This is a genomic window from Neobacillus sp. SM06 (genome assembly GCF_050496765.1).
In the GTDB taxonomy this organism is placed as follows: domain Bacteria; phylum Bacillota; class Bacilli; order Bacillales; family Cytobacillaceae; genus JAEVLT01.
On record NZ_JBNWEO010000005.1, the window covers coordinates 145,368 to 162,756 of the forward strand.

Sequence of the window (17,389 nt, forward strand, 5' to 3'; positions counted from 1 at the left end):
AAAGAGGGGAAATCAAATGAGGGAAGCGGTTATTGTTGCAGGTGCCAGAACACCTGTAGGCAAAGCGAAAAAAGGAACGCTTGCCAGCGTACGCCCGGATGATCTCGGGGCGCTTGTCGTCAAAGAAACGCTTAGGCGGGCTGGCAATTATGAAGGAAATATTGATGATCTCATCATCGGCTGCGCGATGCCGGAGGCTGAACAGGGAATGAATATGGCCCGTAATATCGGTGCGCTCGCAGGGCTCCCGTATACCGTTCCTGCGATTACGATTAATCGGTATTGCTCATCCGGACTGCAGGCAATTGCCTATGCTGCCCAAGGGATTATGACAGGACAAATCGATACAGCCATTGCTGGTGGGGCCGAGTCGATGAGCCTTGTCCCAATGATGGGCCATGTCATTCGCCCAAATGCAAAACTGGCCGAAACGGCACCGCAATATTATATGAGCATGGGACATACAGCAGAAGAGGTGGCAAAGAAATATGGAATAACCCGTGAGGATCAAGACGCCTTTGCCGTTCGCAGCCACCAGCGCGCAGCCAAAGCCATAACTGAAGGAAAGTTTGTTGAAGAAATCGTCCCTGTTGAGGTAACCGTCCGCTCGGTGGGATCCGATAACAAGCTAATTGAAAAAACAATTCAATTTTCTGAGGACGAAGGGGTGCGCCCAGATACAAATCTGCAAACATTGGCGAAATTGCGCCCAGCCTTTTCATTATCTGGGACGGTAACCGCCGGAAATGCTTCGCAAACAAGCGACGGGGCGGCAGCGGTAATGGTAATGGACCGGGAAAAAGCAGAATCGCTTGGGCTGAAGCCGATGGTCAAATTTCGCTCATTCGCTGTTGGAGGCGTTCCGCCAGAAATTATGGGAGTCGGTCCGGTCGTAGCGATTCCAAAGGCGTTGAAGCTGGCGGGTCTTGAGCTCTCAGATATTGGGTTGTTTGAACTAAATGAAGCGTTTGCCTCCCAATCGATTCAAGTGATTCGCGAGCTTGGCCTGGATGAAAGCAAAGTCAATGTGAACGGCGGGGCGATTGCGTTAGGCCATCCGCTTGGTTGTACCGGTGCAAAGCTGACATTAACCCTATTGCATGAAATGAAACGAAGAAATGAGCAATTTGGGGTTGTGACGATGTGTATTGGCGGCGGAATGGGGGCGGCCGGGGTATTTGAACTGCTTTAAATTGAAAAATTTACGCGTTTTCGAGAAGCAAGGTGATCCTCCGTCGATTCCGCGGGAATGATGTTTAATTCCGCCGGTTTCGGGTGGAATTCCGCTTGTTGTTTTGGGATTCATTCCGCGAGTTTCACAGCTTATTCCGCGGCTGTCACAATTTGTTCGCTTTTATGCGTAAACGAAAAAATGAAAAACGAATAGAAGGGGAAGATTATGGAAAATAAAACCAAAAAAACAATAAAGGGTGGCAGTTTTTTAATCGAAGATGTATCATTTGAGCAATTATTTACTCCGGAAGACTTCAGCGATGAGCATAAAATGATTGCCAAAACGACGGATGATTTTGTTGAAAAAGAAGTTCTCCCGCAGCTTGAGTATTTAGAAAACCACGAGTTTCACCGGACGGTTAACCTGTTAAAAGAAGCGGGGGAACTTGGCCTATTAGGTACCGATGTCCCGGAAGAGTATGGCGGTTTAGGACTCGATAAAATCAGTTCTTCGCTCATTACAGAAAAAATGGCTAGAGCGGGCGGCTTTTCACTGTCTCACGGTGCCCATGTCGGGATCGGTTCCTTGCCGATTGTTTTATTCGGAAATGAGGAACAAAAGAAAAAGTATTTGCCAGTACTTGCAACTGGAGAAAAAATTGCCGCATATGCGTTAACGGAGCCCGGATCTGGTTCGGATGCTTTAAGCGCAAAAACATCCGCACGCTTGAATGCGGAAGGGACGCATTATTTATTGAATGGGGAAAAACAATGGATTACGAATTCCGGATTTGCCGATCTCTTCGTAGTGTATGCAAAGATTGACGGTGAGCATTTCACTGCTTTTATCGTGGAGCGTGACTTTCCAGGCGTTTCAACAGGCGCTGAGGAAAAGAAAATGGGGATTAAGAGCTCTTCCACACGGACGCTGATCCTGGAAGATGTGCCTGTACCGAAAGAAAATTTGTTAGGCGAATACGGAAAAGGGCATGTGATCGCCTTTAATATTTTAAACATCGGCCGCTATAAATTAGGAGTAGGTGCCATCGGCGGCGCCAAACGCGCGTTTGAAGTCACAGTCAAATACGCAAACGGCCGCCAGCAATTTAAAACGCCCATTTCCCAATTCAATTTGACGAAAGAAAAGTTCGGCACAATGGCAGCCAAAATCTATGCAGCTGAAAGCTCTGTTTATCGCACGGTTGGACTATATGAAGACCATATGGGGCAGCTCACTAAAGAAGAAGTAAAAGATCCAAAAGTAGTGGCAAAATCGATATCAGAATATGCAATTGAATGTTCGTTAAATAAGTTTTTTGCCAGTGAAGTGCTGGACTATGTCACCGACGAAGGTGTGCAAATCCACGGCGGCTACGGGTTTATGCAGGAATACGAAATTGAGCGGGCCTATCGCGATTCCCGCATTAACCGAATTTTTGAGGGAACGAATGAAATCAATCGCCTGCTTGTTCCGGGAACGTATTTGCGAAAAGCGATGAAGGGCGAACTGCCATTGCTGCAAAAAGCCCAAAGCCTTCAGGAAGAGCTGATGATGCTGATGCCGGAAGAACCAGGCGACGCACCGCTTGCTCAAGAAAAATACCTTGTGAAAAACGCCAAGAAAATCGGTTTGCTGGCTGCCGGACTCGCGGCTCAGAAATATGGGAAAGAATTGGATCATGAACAGGAAGTGTTGGTTAATATTGCCGATATCATTTCAAATGCCTACGCGATGGAATCGGTTGTGTTGAGGACAGAAAAGGCCATTGCGCGGGATGGGCTTGAGAAGAGCAAGCAAAAGCTCTTGTATACACAGATTTTCTGCGAGGAAGCGTTCAATGAAATCGAGCAGCATGCCAAAGAAACGCTCGTTGCAACCGAGGCGGGTGACAGCCTTCGCATGATGCTGTCGGCCCTTCGAAAGTTTACCCGTCACACTCCAACGAATGTAATTGCAAAAAAACGTGAAGCCGCCGATCGACTGATCGACGCAGAACGCTATCTTGTTTGATAAACAAATTGCCCTCTTCAATTGAAGAGGGCAATTTGTTGGAAAATAGACGGTATCACTTGGCGAGGGGTGTGCTCGCCGACAAACAATCCATCATTTTTGTGAAATTTTATTCTTCATTGTTAGGAGTTTGCGCATGAATATGGTACTATTCTAATGAATACCCTTAGCTGAAAAAGGCGGTGAACAAGTTGGCGCTGACATTTTATTGGTATCCGAAATGTGGGACATGCCGAAAAGCGAAAAAGTGGCTTGACGACCTTCAACTGTCCTACCGAGAAATACATATTGTTGAAAACCCTCCATCACGGGAGGAACTGAAAGATTTGTACAAAAAAAGCGGGTTGGAGCTGAAGAAATTTTTTAACACAAGCGGCTTAAAATACCGCGAATTAGGGTTAAAGGACAAAATCAAGACGGCATCAGATGCTGAACTTCTTGATTTGCTCGCCTCAGACGGGATGCTGATTAAACGGCCGCTTGTAACAGACGGCAAAAACGTAACGGTTGGCTTTCGTGAAGATGAATTTGAAAAAATGTGGCGATAGGATGGTTTCTCTTTTTAAGAGAATCAAATAAATTTAAAAATCATTATGGAGGGATCGCTAGTGGATACACCAAAAGATTTGCGTTATTCTGAAGAACATGAATGGGTAAAAGATGAAGGCGCTAAAGTGCGTGTTGGAATTACCTACTTTGCACAATCCGAACTTGGGGATATCGTATTTGTAGAGCTTCCGGAGGTTGGCGATGAGGTTACTGCTGACGAGCCATTTGGCAGTGTTGAATCGGTTAAAACTGTTTCCGAGCTTTATGCACCAGTCAGTGGCAAAGTTGTTGAAGTGAATGAAGAGTTGAGCGACAGTCCCGAGTTTGTTAATGAGTCTCCATATGAAAAAGCATGGATGATCGTGATCGAGCCATCCGACAAGAGTGAACTTGATAAGCTGATGACAGCCGACCAATACGATAAAATGACACAAGAAAGCTAATTTTTTGATTTACATGAAAAGTGCGGTTTGATGACCGTACTTTTCTTTTTTTAAGAAATTTTTAAAAATCGTATGGTAATGTCTCCTAGTGAGTGAAAAACTGCTGTCAACCTGCAGTTTAAAGAGGAGGAAAAAAATGTTTCAAGAAGTGTTTTCGCATATTCACCCAATAATGGTTCATTTTCCAATTGTCCTAATCCTTTTTGCAACCATTTATGATGTTTTTTCGCTTATCACCAAGCGGAAAATTTCTCCGCGCAAAGGGTTTTGGCTTTGGCTCATCGCCTTTCTCAGCGCATGGATTGCCGTCGGGACAGGCCCTGAGCACGATGCGAGGGGAAATACAAACGTATTCGAATACCATCAGGATCTTGCGGATCTAACAACCTTGATTGCCTTTTTGGTTGTGGCGTTCCGCGCATTCTTCGTTTTGAAAAAGAAAGAGTTGATCCGTGTATCATTGGCGGCTTACCTTGTTTTATCCCTTTTAAGTACAGTAGGAATTTTGTCGACAGGTTATTTTGGCGGAAAGATGGTCTACAGCCAAGGAGTAGGCGTCAAAATGAACGGAACCTATGTGAATCCGCCAAAGTCTGGCAAATGGAATCAGGGGAACTAATTTCTAAGCAAACCTCTACTCGATCACATGGGGATCATGCTATAGTTGTACCATATATGGGTGCACGTGAAGAAAGTATGCGAATATGTTAACATTAACGAACAACTTAACTTTATGGGTGATCTCGGATGGATAGCATGATGATGGAAAAAGTGATTATTGTCGAAGGAAAATCTGATAAAAACAAAGTAAAGAAGATTATTAATGAGCCAGTTGAAATTATTTGCACAAACGGTACAATCAGCATGAATAAAATGGATGAGCTGGTCGAATCGCTTGTAGATAAAGACATTTATATATTGGTTGATGCAGATGAAGCAGGGGAGAAGCTCCGAAAGCAGTTAAAGCGCGAGTTTCCTGAAGCCAAGCATTTGCATATTGATCGAATGTACCGTGAAGTCGCGACAGCCTCTGTAAAGCATTTGGCAACCATTCTTTTAGGCGCGAATATTGATGTACATGCTGAATTTTTGGAAATGGGTTGACGATGATGAATGAATGGAGCCAGCAAGAGCTAAATACTTTCTTTGAGGATCATTCTACCGGGCTTGTTTATTTTTATACACCGCTGTGCGGCACGTGCCAAATGGCTTCCCGAATGCTAACAGTAATCACCGAAATGATCGATTTGAAAATCGGGAAAATGAACTTGAATTATTATCCTGAAACAGCAAAAGCATTTTTAATCGAAAGTGTGCCCTGTCTTTTGTTTGTCAAAGATGGCCAAGTTGTTGAAACGATTTATGCTTTTCATTCTGTGCCGTATCTATTGGAAAAAGTCCATCAGCATATCCTGTAGAAAGCAGGTGCCAAAGCAGCTGCTTTCTACATATTTCTCAGGAAATATTCGACAGTAGGGATGAAATTAAAAAGAAATTGTCGAACTATTTTGAAAGGAATATTGGAACCACTACGGAATATATACGTATAGAGCGATTAATTCGGAGTGGTCAAAATGAAGGATAATGTTCAACTTTTTATCAATGGTATCAAGAATAAAGCGCACGTACAACCACTAATTACGAAAGCCAATCTGTCAATCGAGCTGATAACAGAGGCAGAACGGGTTTCGATGGTTTTTTTCGACGGCGATGTGTGTATGAATCCTAATGATAGTGGTGAGTATGAAAATTGGCAGATGACGGGCAGAGAAGAGGGAATGATTGCCTTATTGAAGGGACAGGAAAAATTGCGTTCCTTGGCGGAAAAAAAAGTTTTGTCTATCAAAGCGCCTTTTCGCACGATCTTGCTGCTGGAGTCCATCTTTTATTTAGCAAAAAGCGAACCGGAACAGTTCTTGGTTTAAAACGAATGGGTAGTTGAGAATTTCGAGAATTTTGTCGAAATTTTTATTGACACCTTTTTTTATCCGTGATACGATAGTTTCCGTAATTATTTTAGGAATAGCCGATAACGTTAATTGAATAGAGGATTCTCTTATCAAGAGAGGTGGAGGGATGTGCCCAATGAAGCCCGGCAACCGTCAATACGAATTGAAATGGTGCCAATTCACACAAAGCGTTTGCTTTGGGAGATGGGAGAAAGGTTTGTTTTCTAATGCCTTTCTGCCAGTATGCAGGAAGGCATTTTCTTTTTGCTAGAATGGTTTAAGCTCAACGATCAAACGCTATCTGTTGTACAGGAATCGCTTGAAATAAATGCGGGTTGGTTATAAATTTGAAAAAAAGTAGGTGATTGAAGTGATATCTGTTAAAAATGTCCGTAAAATTTTCCCGTCCAAACAGGGTGAATTAACCGCCGTTGACAAGGTGAATTTAGAAATCGACGAGGGAGAAATTTTCGGAGTTATTGGCTACAGCGGCGCCGGAAAAAGTACGTTAATCCGCATGCTGAATGGATTGGAAATTCCTACAGAAGGTACAATAAAAGTAGCCGGCCAGGAAGTATCGAAAATTAAAGGCAAGGAACTTCGAAAAGCACGTCAGGAAATCAGTATGATCTTTCAGCATTTTAATTTGTTATGGTCAAGAACCGTTGCCGAAAACATTGCGTTTCCGCTGGAGATTGCCGGCATTAAAGGCCCTGATAGGCTGAAGCGGGTTCAAGAATTAATCAAGCTTGTCGGCCTCGAAGGCAGGGAGAATGCATACCCCTCACAATTAAGCGGCGGGCAAAAGCAAAGGGTCGGAATCGCAAGGGCACTTGCCAATAATCCGAAAGTCCTGCTCTGTGATGAAGCAACATCTGCTTTGGATCCGCAAACGACGGATTCAATCCTGGATTTATTGGTTGATATCAACAAAAGACTGGGTCTAACAATTGTGCTCATTACCCATGAAATGCATGTCATTCGTAAAATCTGTCATCGGGTGGCAGTAATGGAGAGCGGTAAGGTAGTTGAAACGGGATTAGTCCTGGAAGTATTTAAAAATCCACAGCAGCCGATTACAAAACGGTTTGTTCAGCAGGTAACCGAACCTGAGGCGACAAAAGATACAGTTGATCACCTGCTTGAAAAATATCATTCTGGAAGAATTGTCCAATTAACCTTTATTGGCGAGGCAGCCGAGCAGCCGGTGATTACCAATTTGATTCGGAATGCAAAAGCGAATGTGAATATCCTTCAAGGAAAAATATCACAAACGCAAAATGGCTCATATGGCACCCTCTTTATTCACCTTGATGGCGACCAGCAGGAAATTGAGCAAGCCCTTGATTTTCTCCGTTCGCAGCAAGTAGGAGTGGAGGTGGTTTCAAATGGATAAGCAATATTTTAAGGATATTGATTGGCAGGCAATGTGGGATGCAACGGTTCAAACCCTATACATGACAGGTTATTCCGTTCTGGCTACCTTTATTTTAGGAATTTTGCTTGGGCTTTTGTTGTTCCTTACTTCACCGGGAAATATGTGGGAAAACCGGCCTGTTAATCTTGTCATTAGTGCCGTTGTCAACGTTTTTCGTTCGATCCCATTTATTATTTTAATTGTTCTCTTAATCCCGTTCACAACCCTCCTTTTCGGGACAATGATTGGCGAAAACGCCGCATTGCCAGCTTTGATCGTAGGAGCAGCTCCATTTTACGCCAGAATGGTTGAAATTGGATTGCGGGAAATTGATAAAGGGGTGATTGAGGCAGCCAAATCGATGGGTGCATCAATGGGAACGATTATTTGGAAAGTGCTGCTTCCTGAATCGATGCCTGCACTTGTGTCCGGAATTACGGTTACAGCCATCGCGCTTGTCAGCTATACCGCGATGGCAGGTGTCATTGGCGCCGGCGGCCTTGGAAATCTTGCTTATCTTGAGGGATTCCAGCGCAACCGCAACGATGTGACGTTAGTTGCTACGATTATCATTTTGGTTATTGTCTTTATCATTCAGTTTATTGGTGATACCATCACGAAAAAAATAGATAAACGATAAAAGGAGATGTTTAGAATGAAAAAATGGTTAGGAGCGCTTTTGGCGCTAACGCTGGTACTGGCTTTAGCTGCATGCGGAACTTCGACTTCGAAGGATAATGCACAAGGCGGTAAAAAGCTGACAAAATTGGTTATCGGTGCTTCCAATGTACCGCATGCTGAAATTTTAAAAGAAGCACAGCCAATTTTAAAGGAAAAAGGAATTGATCTGCAAATTAAGACGTTCCAGGATTACATTATGCCAAATAAGGCATTGGCTTCAAAAGAATTGGATGCAAACTACTTTCAGACCATTCCTTATATGGAAGTACAAATGAAGGAAAACGGCTATAAATTTGCCAATGCCGGTGGAATTCACATTGAGCCGATTGCTGTTTATTCGAAAAAATACAAAAAACTTGAGGATCTTCCAAATGGTGCAACTCTAATTATGAGTAATTCTGTTTCCGATCACCCTCGTCTTCTGCGGATGCTTGAGAAGCTAGGTCTTATTAAATTAAAACAAGGTGTGAATCCTCAAGAGTACGATATTAAAGACATTGTGGAAAATCCAAAGAACTTGAAATTTGATACGAATTACGAAGCGTCTTTATTGCCGAAAATCTTTAAAAACGGTGAAGGAGATGCAGTTCTGATTAACTCCAACTATGCAATTGACAATGGTTTAAATCCGAAAAAAGATGGAATCGCACAAGAGCCGATTGATCCGAATTACGTGAACATTATTGCGGTGCGCCAAGGCGATGAAAATAAACCAGCAATCAAAACACTTGTTGATGTACTGCACTCAAAAAAAATTCAAGACTTTATCCTTGAAAAATACAAAGGTGCCGTTGTACCGGTTTCGAAATAACAAAAAGCAGGCAATAAGCCTGCTTTTTGTTATTACAAGGATAGTTCCATTTCCGTTTTTGCATACTAAAGAGGGTCAGGATCTTCGAAAACTTATTTGAAAAAAAATTAAAAATGCGGATAAAACAAAAAAATCCATGGATAAAAAGAGAAACTTCGCGGATAAATGGAAAAGTTCCGCGGATAAACGAACAAATTTCACGGATAAAACGAGCTTGAAGATATGCACCTATATAAATAGGAAGAATGAGAAAAAGCCGGCAACGAATCATGCTGGCTTTTTCCTAAGAAAAGAGCAAACCTCTTATTTAGACCAATAACCAATTGAAAAAGAAAATCATTTTTAATTTGTGACCTTTATCACTGCTTAGGAGTTGCTAACACATTTCATTTGTTATAAGATTGTAATGAGAATAGAATGAGAATAGAAAGAATGCTTTCAATTAATACCATTTTTTTATAAAAGCGAGGTAAATATATATGGCTGGATCAACGTTAACGATCAAAGATCTTCATGTAGCAATTGATGGGAAAGAGATTTTAAAAGGTGTCAACCTTGAAATAAAAGGCGGCGAAATCCATGCGATCATGGGCCCGAACGGGACAGGGAAATCAACGCTTTCATCGGCAATCATGGGTCATCCAAAATATGAGGTAACAAGCGGGAGCATTACATTGGACGGACAAAATGTTCTGGAAATGGAAGTCGATGAACGTGCCCGTGCAGGTCTGTTTTTGGCCATGCAATATCCAAGCGAAATCACTGGGGTAACAAACGCTGACTTCTTGCGTTCGGCACTTAATAGCCGCCTTGGAGAAGGAAACGAAATCTCTTTGATGAAATTTATCCGTAAAATGGATAAACAAATGGAGTTTCTAGAGATGGATCTCGATATGGCGCAGCGTTATGTCAATGAAGGTTTCTCCGGCGGAGAGAAAAAACGCAATGAGATTTTACAATTAATGATGCTTGAGCCAAAAATTGCAATCCTTGATGAAATTGATTCAGGCCTTGATATTGACGCCTTGAAAGTAGTCTCAAAGGGAATCAATGAAATGCGCGGTGAAGATTTTGGCTGTATGGTGATTACTCACTACCAGCGTTTATTAAACTATATCACTCCTGACTATGTGCATGTTATGATGCAGGGACGCGTCGTGAAATCCGGCGGACCAGAACTTGCACAACGCTTAGAAGCAGAAGGATATGACTGGATCAAGAAAGAACTTGGCATTGAAGATGAAACAGTTGGGCAAGAAGCGTAAGCGTTAGGAGGATTAACATGACAATCGAAACAAATCAATCGTTCGGTACGGATTTTGTCAGCTCCTTTTCAAAAGAAATGGGTGAACCGGCATGGCTTGAAGCAATTAGAGTGAAAGCGATCAATATTGCTGGCGATCTACCGCTACCAAGACCAGACAAAACGAAAATTGAAAAATGGAATTTTAGCCAGTTTAATCAGCATACAGTCAAAAGTAAATCATATGGATCATTAACAGAGCTTCCAGTGGAAGTAAAAGCGTTAATTGGCGATTTGGAAGCAACGAACAAAAATTTGTATATTCAGCGCAACCAAACACCGGCATATTTAACACTGTCGGATGATCTTCGCAACAAGGGAGTTATTTTTACAGATATTTTTACAGCTGCCCGTGAGCATGGGGATTTGCTTGAAAAATATTTTATGACAAAAGCAATCAAAGTAGATGAACATCGGTTAACGGCTCTTCATGCAGCTCTTTTCAATGGCGGTTCCTTCCTCTACGTTCCAAAAAACGTGGAAATCGAAGAGCCAATCCAAGCTGTTTACGTGCATGACGATCCGGAAGCTAATCTTTTTAACCATGTTATCGTTGTGGCTGAAGATAATAGCTCGGTCGTCTATGTGGAAAACTACATTTCGACACTTGATTCTTCCAGCAATGTGGTAAATATCGCAACAGAAGTGATTGCCAATACCAATGCGAAAATTAATTACGGTGCCGTTGACTATTTGGCGAAGGGGATCACAACCTATGTAAACCGCCGTGGTATTGCGGAAAGAGATGCCCGAATTGAATGGGCGTTAGGCTTAATGAATGAAGGCAATACGGTTTCTGAAAATACAACCAATCTTATTGGCGACGGCTCAAGTGGTGATACGAAAACCGTGGTGGTCGGCAGCGGTGAACAAACTCAGAACTTTACGACAAAGGTTGTTCACTTTGGCAAGCATACCGATGGAAATATTTTAAACCATGGTGTGATGAAAGACAGCGCCTCTACGGTCTTTAACGGAATTGGTAAAATCGAGCACGGTGCATCGAAATCGAATGCTGAACAAGAGTCACGCGTGCTAATGCTTAGCGAAAAAGCACGCGGTGATGCCAATCCCATCCTGTTAATCGACGAAGACGATGTCATGGCAGGACACGCGGCATCAGTTGGCCGTGTTGATCCAGTACAACTGTATTATTTAATGAGCCGCGGGATTCAAAAAGCTGAAGCAGAGCGCTTGATTATTCATGGTTTCCTTGCTCCAGTTGTAAACCAGCTTCCGATTGAAGGCGTGAAAAAGCAATTAACGGAAGTCATTGAAAGGAAAGTCCGATAATGGATATCAAAACGATTCGTCAATATTTTCCGATTTTAAACCAGGAAGTCAATGGCAATCCATTAGTTTATCTTGATAGTTCAGCAACATCGCAAAAACCGGTTCAAGTAATTGAGACGTTGGAGAAATATTATAAACAAGATAATTCGAACGTTCACCGCGGGGTGCACACATTAGGCACAAGAGCAACCGATGCCTATGAAGGCGCCCGGGAAAAGGTTCGTAAGTTTATCAACGCAAAATCGATGCAGGAAGTTATTTTTACAAGAGGAACAACGACTTCTCTTAACTGGGTTGCCCAAAGTTATGGGCGGGACAATTTAAAAGAAGGCGATGAAATCGTCATTACGTATATGGAGCACCATAGCAATATTATCCCATGGCAGCAAGTGGCCAAGCGGACAGGCGCCCAGCTGAACTATATTCCGCTGCAGGAAGACGGAACAATTTCCCTTGATGATGTTCGGGCAACGGTTACTCCTAATACGAAAATTGTTTCTGTGATGCAGGTGTCAAACGTACTTGGTTCGATTAATCCTGTTAAAGAAATTGCGAAAATTGCTCATGAACATGGTGCGGTTATGGTGGTAGACGGCGCCCAAAGCGCACCGCATATGAAGATTGATGTGCAAGATTTGGATTGTGATTTTCTCGCATTTTCAGGCCATAAAATGGTTGGACCAACCGGAATTGGTGTACTGTACGGGAAAAAGCATTTGCTTGAAAAAATGGAACCGGTCGAATTTGGCGGCGAGATGATTGACTTTGTTCAATTGCATGATTCCACATGGAAGGAGCTGCCTTGGAAGTTTGAAGGCGGGACGCCAATTATTGCGGGGGCAATTGGACTTGGAGCGGCAATAGATTTTTTAAATGAAGTTGGTCTTGAGGTGATTGCCGATCATGAACATAAGCTGACAGCGTATGCTTTTGAAAAATTAAAGGCAGTTGAGGGCCTGACGATCTACGGTCCGCAAGACCCTGCAAAACGCGCAGGACTGATCACATTCAATCTTGCCGATGTTCACCCGCATGATGTAGCGACTGTTTTAGACGCGGAAGGTGTGGCGGTTCGTGCCGGCCATCATTGTGCCCAGCCTTTAATGAAATGGCTGAAAGCATCGGCTACGGCCCGTGCGAGCTTCTACCTTTACAACACGGAAGAAGAGATTGATAAGCTTGTCGAAGCGCTTATCAAAACGAAGGAGTATTTTAGCGATGTCTTCTAATAACTTAGATGCGCTTTATCGTCAGGTAATTATGGATCATTACAAAAATCCCCGCAACAAAGGGGTTTTGGAAGAAGGCAGCCTAACGGTAAACATGAATAATCCTACCTGTGGCGACCGGATTCAATTAACGATGAAAATTGAGGACGGTATCGTTGCGGATGCGAAGTTTGAAGGCGAAGGCTGTTCGATTTCGATGTCGTCTGCTTCGATGATGACGCAAGCCATCAAAGGGAAAAAATTGGCTGATGCTTTGAAGCTCTCAAACGTTTTTTCCGAGATGATGCAGGGAAAAGAATATGATGAGGAAGAACTTGATCTTGGGGATATTGAAGCGCTTCAGGGGGTATCGAAGTTCCCGGCGCGCATCAAATGTGCAACCTTAGCCTGGAAGGCGATGGAAAAAGGATTAACTGAACAAGAATAAAATAATTGACAAGCGTGACGTTGACTGGCAGATTGCCAATCTTGATGCCTGCGCTTTTTCATATAAGAATGGAGGAACACGACGATGGCGAAAAAAATGCCTGAAATCGGTGAGTATAAATATGGGTTTGCCGATCGAGACGTTTCCATTTTCCGATCAAAACGCGGTCTTACACGTGAAATTGTTGAGGAAATTTCAAAAATGAAGGAAGAACCGCAATGGATGCTGGACTTCCGTTTAAAATCACTCGAGCATTTTTACAGCATGCCGATGCCGCAATGGGGCGGGGATTTATCCTCATTAAATTTTGATGAAATTACGTATTATGTAAAACCATCTGAAAAATCCGAGAAATCTTGGGATGAAGTTCCGGCAGAGATCAAGGCAACATTTGATAAACTGGGCATTCCAGAAGCAGAGCAAAAATACCTTGCCGGAGTATCCGCTCAATACGAGTCCGAAGTTGTCTATCACAATATGAAGGAAGACCTTGAGGCGCAAGGAATCGTTTTTAAAGACACGGATTCGGCACTGAAAGAAAATGAAGATATTTTCCGCGAGCACTGGGCAAAAGTAATTCCGCCAACAGACAATAAGTTTGCGGCACTGAATTCAGCTGTGTGGTCCGGCGGTTCGTTCATTTATGTACCAAAAGGAGTAAAGGTAGACACACCGCTGCAAGCGTATTTCCGCATCAATTCCGAGAATATGGGCCAGTTTGAACGGACATTGATTATTGTGGATGAGGGTGCATCTGTTCACTATGTCGAGGGCTGTACAGCACCGGTATATACAACGAACTCCCTGCACAGCGCGGTTGTTGAAATCATTATCAAAAAAGGTGCATACTGCCGCTATACAACGATTCAAAACTGGGCCAACAACGTCTTTAACCTTGTAACAAAACGGGCTGTCTGCGAAGCGAATGCAACAATGGAGTGGATCGATGGCAACATCGGTTCGAAGTTAACGATGAAGTACCCGGCTGTTATTTTGAAAGGCGAAGGTGCCCGCGGGATGACGCTATCCATCGCGATTGCCGGCAAAGACCAAGTCCAAGATACCGGATCAAAGATGATCCATTTAGCGCCAAATACTTCTTCAACAATCGTTTCAAAGTCCATTTCCAAGCACGGCGGTAAAACAAATTACCGTGGACTTGTCCATTTTGGCCGCAAAGCCGACGGTGCCCGCGCCAATATTGAATGCGACACACTGATTATGGATCATTTATCGACTTCGGATACAATTCCAAACAATGAAGTATTGAACAACAATATTTCGCTTGAACACGAAGCAAAAGTATCCAAAGTCTCTGAAGAGCAGCTATTCTACCTAATGAGCCGCGGCATTTCCGAGCAAGAAGCAACCGAAATGATCGTCATGGGCTTCATCGAGCCATTTACAAAAGAATTGCCAATGGAATACGCCGTCGAAATGAACCGGTTGATTAAGTTCGAGATGGAAGGCAGTATCGGATAACAAAGAAAAAACCCCGTCATTTCGGGGTTTTTCTTAATTCGTAACAGGTATGATTAAGCAAAGCTTCGTTTTTTGATTATAAAGCATTGGAGAAAGTACCATTGCAGGTCGCCTTCCTGCTTGAGGGTCAAGCGTAATCCAAATAATATCTCCTCTGTTTGGTATATAAGGTTTTACCATTTTTCACGTCCTACCAAATCAGTAAAGTGTTCTTCGTGCAAATTTTCAGGAGTAATACGCTCTAACATTTTCTCTAAGGATTCTGATTCTTTTTTCGGTTTCAATGTGATAATGTCTTTCTCAACAGTAAAATCTAACTCTTTGCCTTCTTCAAACCCTATCGCCTGACATAAAGACTTTGGTAAGCGAATCGCTAAACTATTCCCCCATCTTTGTACTTGCATAGCATAATTCCTCCTTTTATTTAGTGTATACAAAGTATATACAATAAAGAAAGAATTATCAATAAAGAAAGCCTTCCCCCAAGCAAAAGGAAAGCTTTTCTGAATTCAACAAAGTCAGGTTCCGTGGATTACACTCCTATTGGTACCGAGGCGGGTACAGTGTTAACTAAGGCAAAAGTGAAAGTAACAAAGTCTTTTAACGATACAGTTAAAAAAGATGCTATTATTACTTTTATTGAACCAGGTGGGATGACAACCAAAAAGGCTCTAGGGTTAGATAAAAAAATGAAATTAACTGAAGCAGAGTTAAATGAAAAAGTGAAGGTTCTTTCTAATGGTGTGCCAAATTTGAAAAGCAATGACAAAGTTTTATTGTTCGGTGCTGCTCCGAAACTTGATAAAGGTGATGTAAATGTTGTCCCAGAAACCCACTATTGGGTATTAGGGGCACATCAGGGTAAATTTAAAATAACTGATACTAGTAACGGAACACAAGTCGAGAGAACTGTACCTGAATCAATGCCAGATTTTCCTTCTCTAAAGAGCAAAATTAATGATGTGGAAGCTGATATAATATCTATATAGACGGAACTAAAGATTTTATAGTTTTAGACATAGGCGATTAACAATTTTCATAGGTTCTTTATTGATTTGTGTAATGAAGGTCTGGACAGCAACTCTAATTTCTTCTACCGTTTTGTAAAAAACATTATAGATAATCGATTTTTTTAACCATCCCCACAGACCTTCAATAAGGTTTAACTCCGGGCTATACGGAGGGAGAAAAACAAGTTGCAGATGATCTTTATGGGCTTCGAGAAAAGGTTGAATCAGTTTCGCATGGTGGATTCTAGCATTGTCTAGTATCATAACAATTTTCTCACCTTGGTATTTGACTACAACTTATTTGACTACAACTTTTTCAAGAAAAGATAGGAAAACTTGAGCATCATAGTGTTCCTCCTCGGTGACAAACACTTCGCCTGTTTCATAATCGAGGGTACCAATTAATTTAACCCCATGATGTTTTCCATAAGTAGGTATCACTTTTTGTTGTCCTATAGGAAACCATGTATGAGCTAAAGCTTGATAGTCCCGGATCATAGATTCATCTTGAAACAGAATTCGATCAATTTCGCCATTCATCATTTTTTTTAATCGTTTCAAATTCTTGTTTGAACATCGCCTGTTTCTCGGGGTCAGCTTTTGCTAGGGTATACGTTGGTTTTGTGTAACTAAATCCTAAACGAGTCAATAGTTTTCTTACACCCCGATCCGTATAGACAATGTCAAATGTTTGCTTAATCCAATCGCGAACAAGAAAAGAAGTCCAGTTCATCTCGGCGGGAAATCCGACATCGGCTGGCTTTTTCTCAACGATTAACTGATAGAGTTCCTTTTCTTGTTCCTCCGTTAGTTGACAAGGGCGTCCGGGAGATTGTCCGGGAACTAATCCCTTCAATCCGTTAGCTTTATAGGCTCGTACATAGTTATATATCGTTTGCTCGGTACAACCTAAGAGGTCAGCGATATCTGCATAAGGCCGTCCCTTTAAATGCAAAAGGATAGCCTGGAGACGTTTAAACATCCGTAGATCCCTTAAACCGTGCATACAAGCTTTAACTTCCTGAATTGAATCCATGTTTTCATTTTGGAGGATTTTCATTATTTGTCCGCCTTCCCATAGGTTTTATTTACCTATAATAATTGGACGAATATTCCTAAAATCCTTTAATTCCATTTATATAAATTAAAAAATAAATAAATTGCACAAAACAAACAAAAGTCTTTTAATAGGGATATAGGATGCAAAGACAACTAAAGTGATCGATATGCTCCTATACGACAGTGCAAGAACGACACCTTTTAATAGAAGAGTTGACCTAACAGTATGAAGCCTAATTACTTTAATGATTAGGTTTTTTTGTTTTGAAATTAAAGAGTTATAAATCCCGTTAGATTCTTATTTTGTTGGATGATTACTCTCCTTTTATAAATAACTAGTCAATTAATATGAAAATCACCCCTGAAATCAGTATTGCTATGAATAGATCTATATAGCTTAGCATCGATTTTTAATGGAAAAACTAAACAAACTACTAAGAATGGACTAGCCTATTATGCTACACTGTAGTACGGTACTTATGATGCAGTTGTCTGGTTTTGGCAGATTTTATCATTTGTCTATGTTATAATTTAAGAGATTATAATTCTTGA

The 17,389-nt window shown here is 42.0% G+C and carries 19 protein-coding genes, 1 pseudogene and 1 riboswitch; of the genes and pseudogenes, 17 read left to right on the forward strand and 3 right to left on the reverse strand.

Translation table 11 applies throughout. The features are described from left to right. Positions 1-16 precede the first annotated feature (16 nt). The 16 genes from ACQYAD_RS00885 to sufB all read left to right on the forward strand — a co-directional run bounded on the left by ACQYAD_RS00885 (position 17) and on the right by sufB (position 14,768). Positions 17-1,192 carry an acetyl-CoA C-acetyltransferase gene (locus ACQYAD_RS00885; RefSeq protein WP_430234633.1) on the forward strand — a complete coding sequence of 392 codons (1,176 nt, stop codon included), beginning with the start codon at positions 17-19 and terminating at the stop codon, positions 1,190-1,192. A 207-nt stretch (positions 1,193-1,399) separates the two neighbouring features. Beyond that, positions 1,400-3,184, forward strand: coding sequence for an acyl-CoA dehydrogenase family protein (locus ACQYAD_RS00890; protein ID WP_430234635.1), 1,785 nt, complete (start codon positions 1,400-1,402; stop codon positions 3,182-3,184). Between the two features lie 191 nt (positions 3,185-3,375). Continuing rightward, entirely contained in the window at positions 3,376-3,732 is a 357-nt protein-coding gene (locus ACQYAD_RS00895) for an arsenate reductase family protein (RefSeq protein ID WP_430234637.1), read from the forward strand. Between the two features lie 60 nt (positions 3,733-3,792). Next, complete coding sequence (gene gcvH, locus ACQYAD_RS00900) at positions 3,793-4,176, forward strand: glycine cleavage system protein GcvH (RefSeq protein WP_430234639.1); 384 nt, start codon at positions 3,793-3,795, stop codon at positions 4,174-4,176. Between the two features lie 136 nt (positions 4,177-4,312). Then, on the forward strand, positions 4,313-4,795 hold the full coding sequence (locus ACQYAD_RS00905) for a DUF2231 domain-containing protein (protein WP_430234641.1): 483 nt from the start codon (positions 4,313-4,315) through the stop codon (positions 4,793-4,795). Positions 4,796-4,923: 128 nt separating this feature from the next. Further along, a complete protein-coding gene (locus ACQYAD_RS00910; protein WP_430234643.1) occupies positions 4,924-5,280 on the forward strand; it encodes a toprim domain-containing protein in 357 nt (118 codons plus the stop codon). A gap of 2 nt (positions 5,281-5,282) precedes the next feature. Next, positions 5,283-5,594, forward strand: a complete 312-nt coding sequence (locus tag ACQYAD_RS00915) for a thioredoxin family protein (protein ID WP_430234645.1) — start codon at positions 5,283-5,285, stop codon at positions 5,592-5,594. 156 nt (positions 5,595-5,750) lie between these two features. Beyond that, a complete protein-coding gene (locus tag ACQYAD_RS00920; RefSeq protein WP_430234647.1) occupies positions 5,751-6,101 on the forward strand; it encodes a hypothetical protein in 351 nt (116 codons plus the stop codon). 128 nt (positions 6,102-6,229) lie between these two features. After that, positions 6,230-6,336, forward strand: a riboswitch (SAM riboswitch). A gap of 159 nt (positions 6,337-6,495) precedes the next feature. Further along, a complete protein-coding gene (locus tag ACQYAD_RS00925; RefSeq protein ID WP_430234649.1) occupies positions 6,496-7,521 on the forward strand; it encodes a methionine ABC transporter ATP-binding protein in 1,026 nt (341 codons plus the stop codon). Then, the gene (locus ACQYAD_RS00930; RefSeq protein ID WP_430234651.1) at positions 7,514-8,182 is read left to right on the forward strand and encodes a methionine ABC transporter permease; all 669 of its coding nucleotides are present in this window, start codon (positions 7,514-7,516) and stop codon (positions 8,180-8,182) included. The genes ACQYAD_RS00925 and ACQYAD_RS00930 overlap by 8 nt, the downstream gene beginning before the upstream one ends. Positions 8,183-8,197: 15 nt before the next feature. Continuing rightward, the gene (locus ACQYAD_RS00935) at positions 8,198-9,034 is read left to right on the forward strand and encodes a MetQ/NlpA family ABC transporter substrate-binding protein (protein WP_430234653.1); all 837 of its coding nucleotides are present in this window, start codon (positions 8,198-8,200) and stop codon (positions 9,032-9,034) included. A gap of 479 nt (positions 9,035-9,513) precedes the next feature. Beyond that, positions 9,514-10,299 carry a Fe-S cluster assembly ATPase SufC gene (gene sufC, locus ACQYAD_RS00940; RefSeq protein WP_430234655.1) on the forward strand — a complete coding sequence of 262 codons (786 nt, stop codon included), beginning with the start codon at positions 9,514-9,516 and terminating at the stop codon, positions 10,297-10,299. Between the two features lie 17 nt (positions 10,300-10,316). After that, positions 10,317-11,630: a Fe-S cluster assembly protein SufD gene (sufD, locus tag ACQYAD_RS00945; protein ID WP_430234657.1), complete on the forward strand. Its 1,314-nt coding sequence runs from the start codon at positions 10,317-10,319 to the stop codon at positions 11,628-11,630. Next, complete coding sequence (locus tag ACQYAD_RS00950) at positions 11,630-12,859, forward strand: cysteine desulfurase (RefSeq protein ID WP_430234659.1); 1,230 nt, start codon at positions 11,630-11,632, stop codon at positions 12,857-12,859. Before sufD ends, ACQYAD_RS00950 begins: the two co-directional genes overlap by 1 nt. Then, positions 12,849-13,286 carry a Fe-S cluster assembly sulfur transfer protein SufU gene (gene sufU / locus ACQYAD_RS00955; RefSeq protein WP_430234661.1) on the forward strand — a complete coding sequence of 146 codons (438 nt, stop codon included), beginning with the start codon at positions 12,849-12,851 and terminating at the stop codon, positions 13,284-13,286. The genes ACQYAD_RS00950 and sufU overlap by 11 nt, the downstream gene beginning before the upstream one ends. 84 nt (positions 13,287-13,370) lie before the next feature. Beyond that, complete coding sequence (sufB, locus tag ACQYAD_RS00960; RefSeq protein ID WP_430234663.1) at positions 13,371-14,768, forward strand: Fe-S cluster assembly protein SufB; 1,398 nt, start codon at positions 13,371-13,373, stop codon at positions 14,766-14,768. A 33-nt stretch (positions 14,769-14,801) separates the two neighbouring features. Here sufB and ACQYAD_RS00965 read toward each other — a convergent pair whose 3' ends face one another. Then, the gene (locus tag ACQYAD_RS00965) at positions 14,802-14,948 is read right to left on the reverse strand and encodes a type II toxin-antitoxin system PemK/MazF family toxin (RefSeq protein ID WP_430234665.1); all 147 of its coding nucleotides are present in this window, start codon (positions 14,946-14,948) and stop codon (positions 14,802-14,804) included. Continuing rightward, positions 14,942-15,172, reverse strand: a complete 231-nt coding sequence (locus tag ACQYAD_RS00970; protein WP_430234667.1) for an AbrB/MazE/SpoVT family DNA-binding domain-containing protein — start codon at positions 15,170-15,172, stop codon at positions 14,942-14,944. The genes ACQYAD_RS00965 and ACQYAD_RS00970 overlap by 7 nt, the downstream gene beginning before the upstream one ends. A 159-nt stretch (positions 15,173-15,331) precedes the next feature. Between ACQYAD_RS00970 and ACQYAD_RS00975 the strand changes: the two genes are divergently transcribed. Beyond that, a complete protein-coding gene (locus tag ACQYAD_RS00975) occupies positions 15,332-15,757 on the forward strand; it encodes a hypothetical protein (RefSeq protein ID WP_430234669.1) in 426 nt (141 codons plus the stop codon). 15 nt (positions 15,758-15,772) lie between these two features. Here the strand turns inward: ACQYAD_RS00975 and ACQYAD_RS00980 are convergent. Beyond that, positions 15,773-16,814 (reverse strand): annotated as a pseudogene (locus tag ACQYAD_RS00980) (IS630 family transposase). Positions 16,815-17,389: the final 575 nt, after the last annotated feature.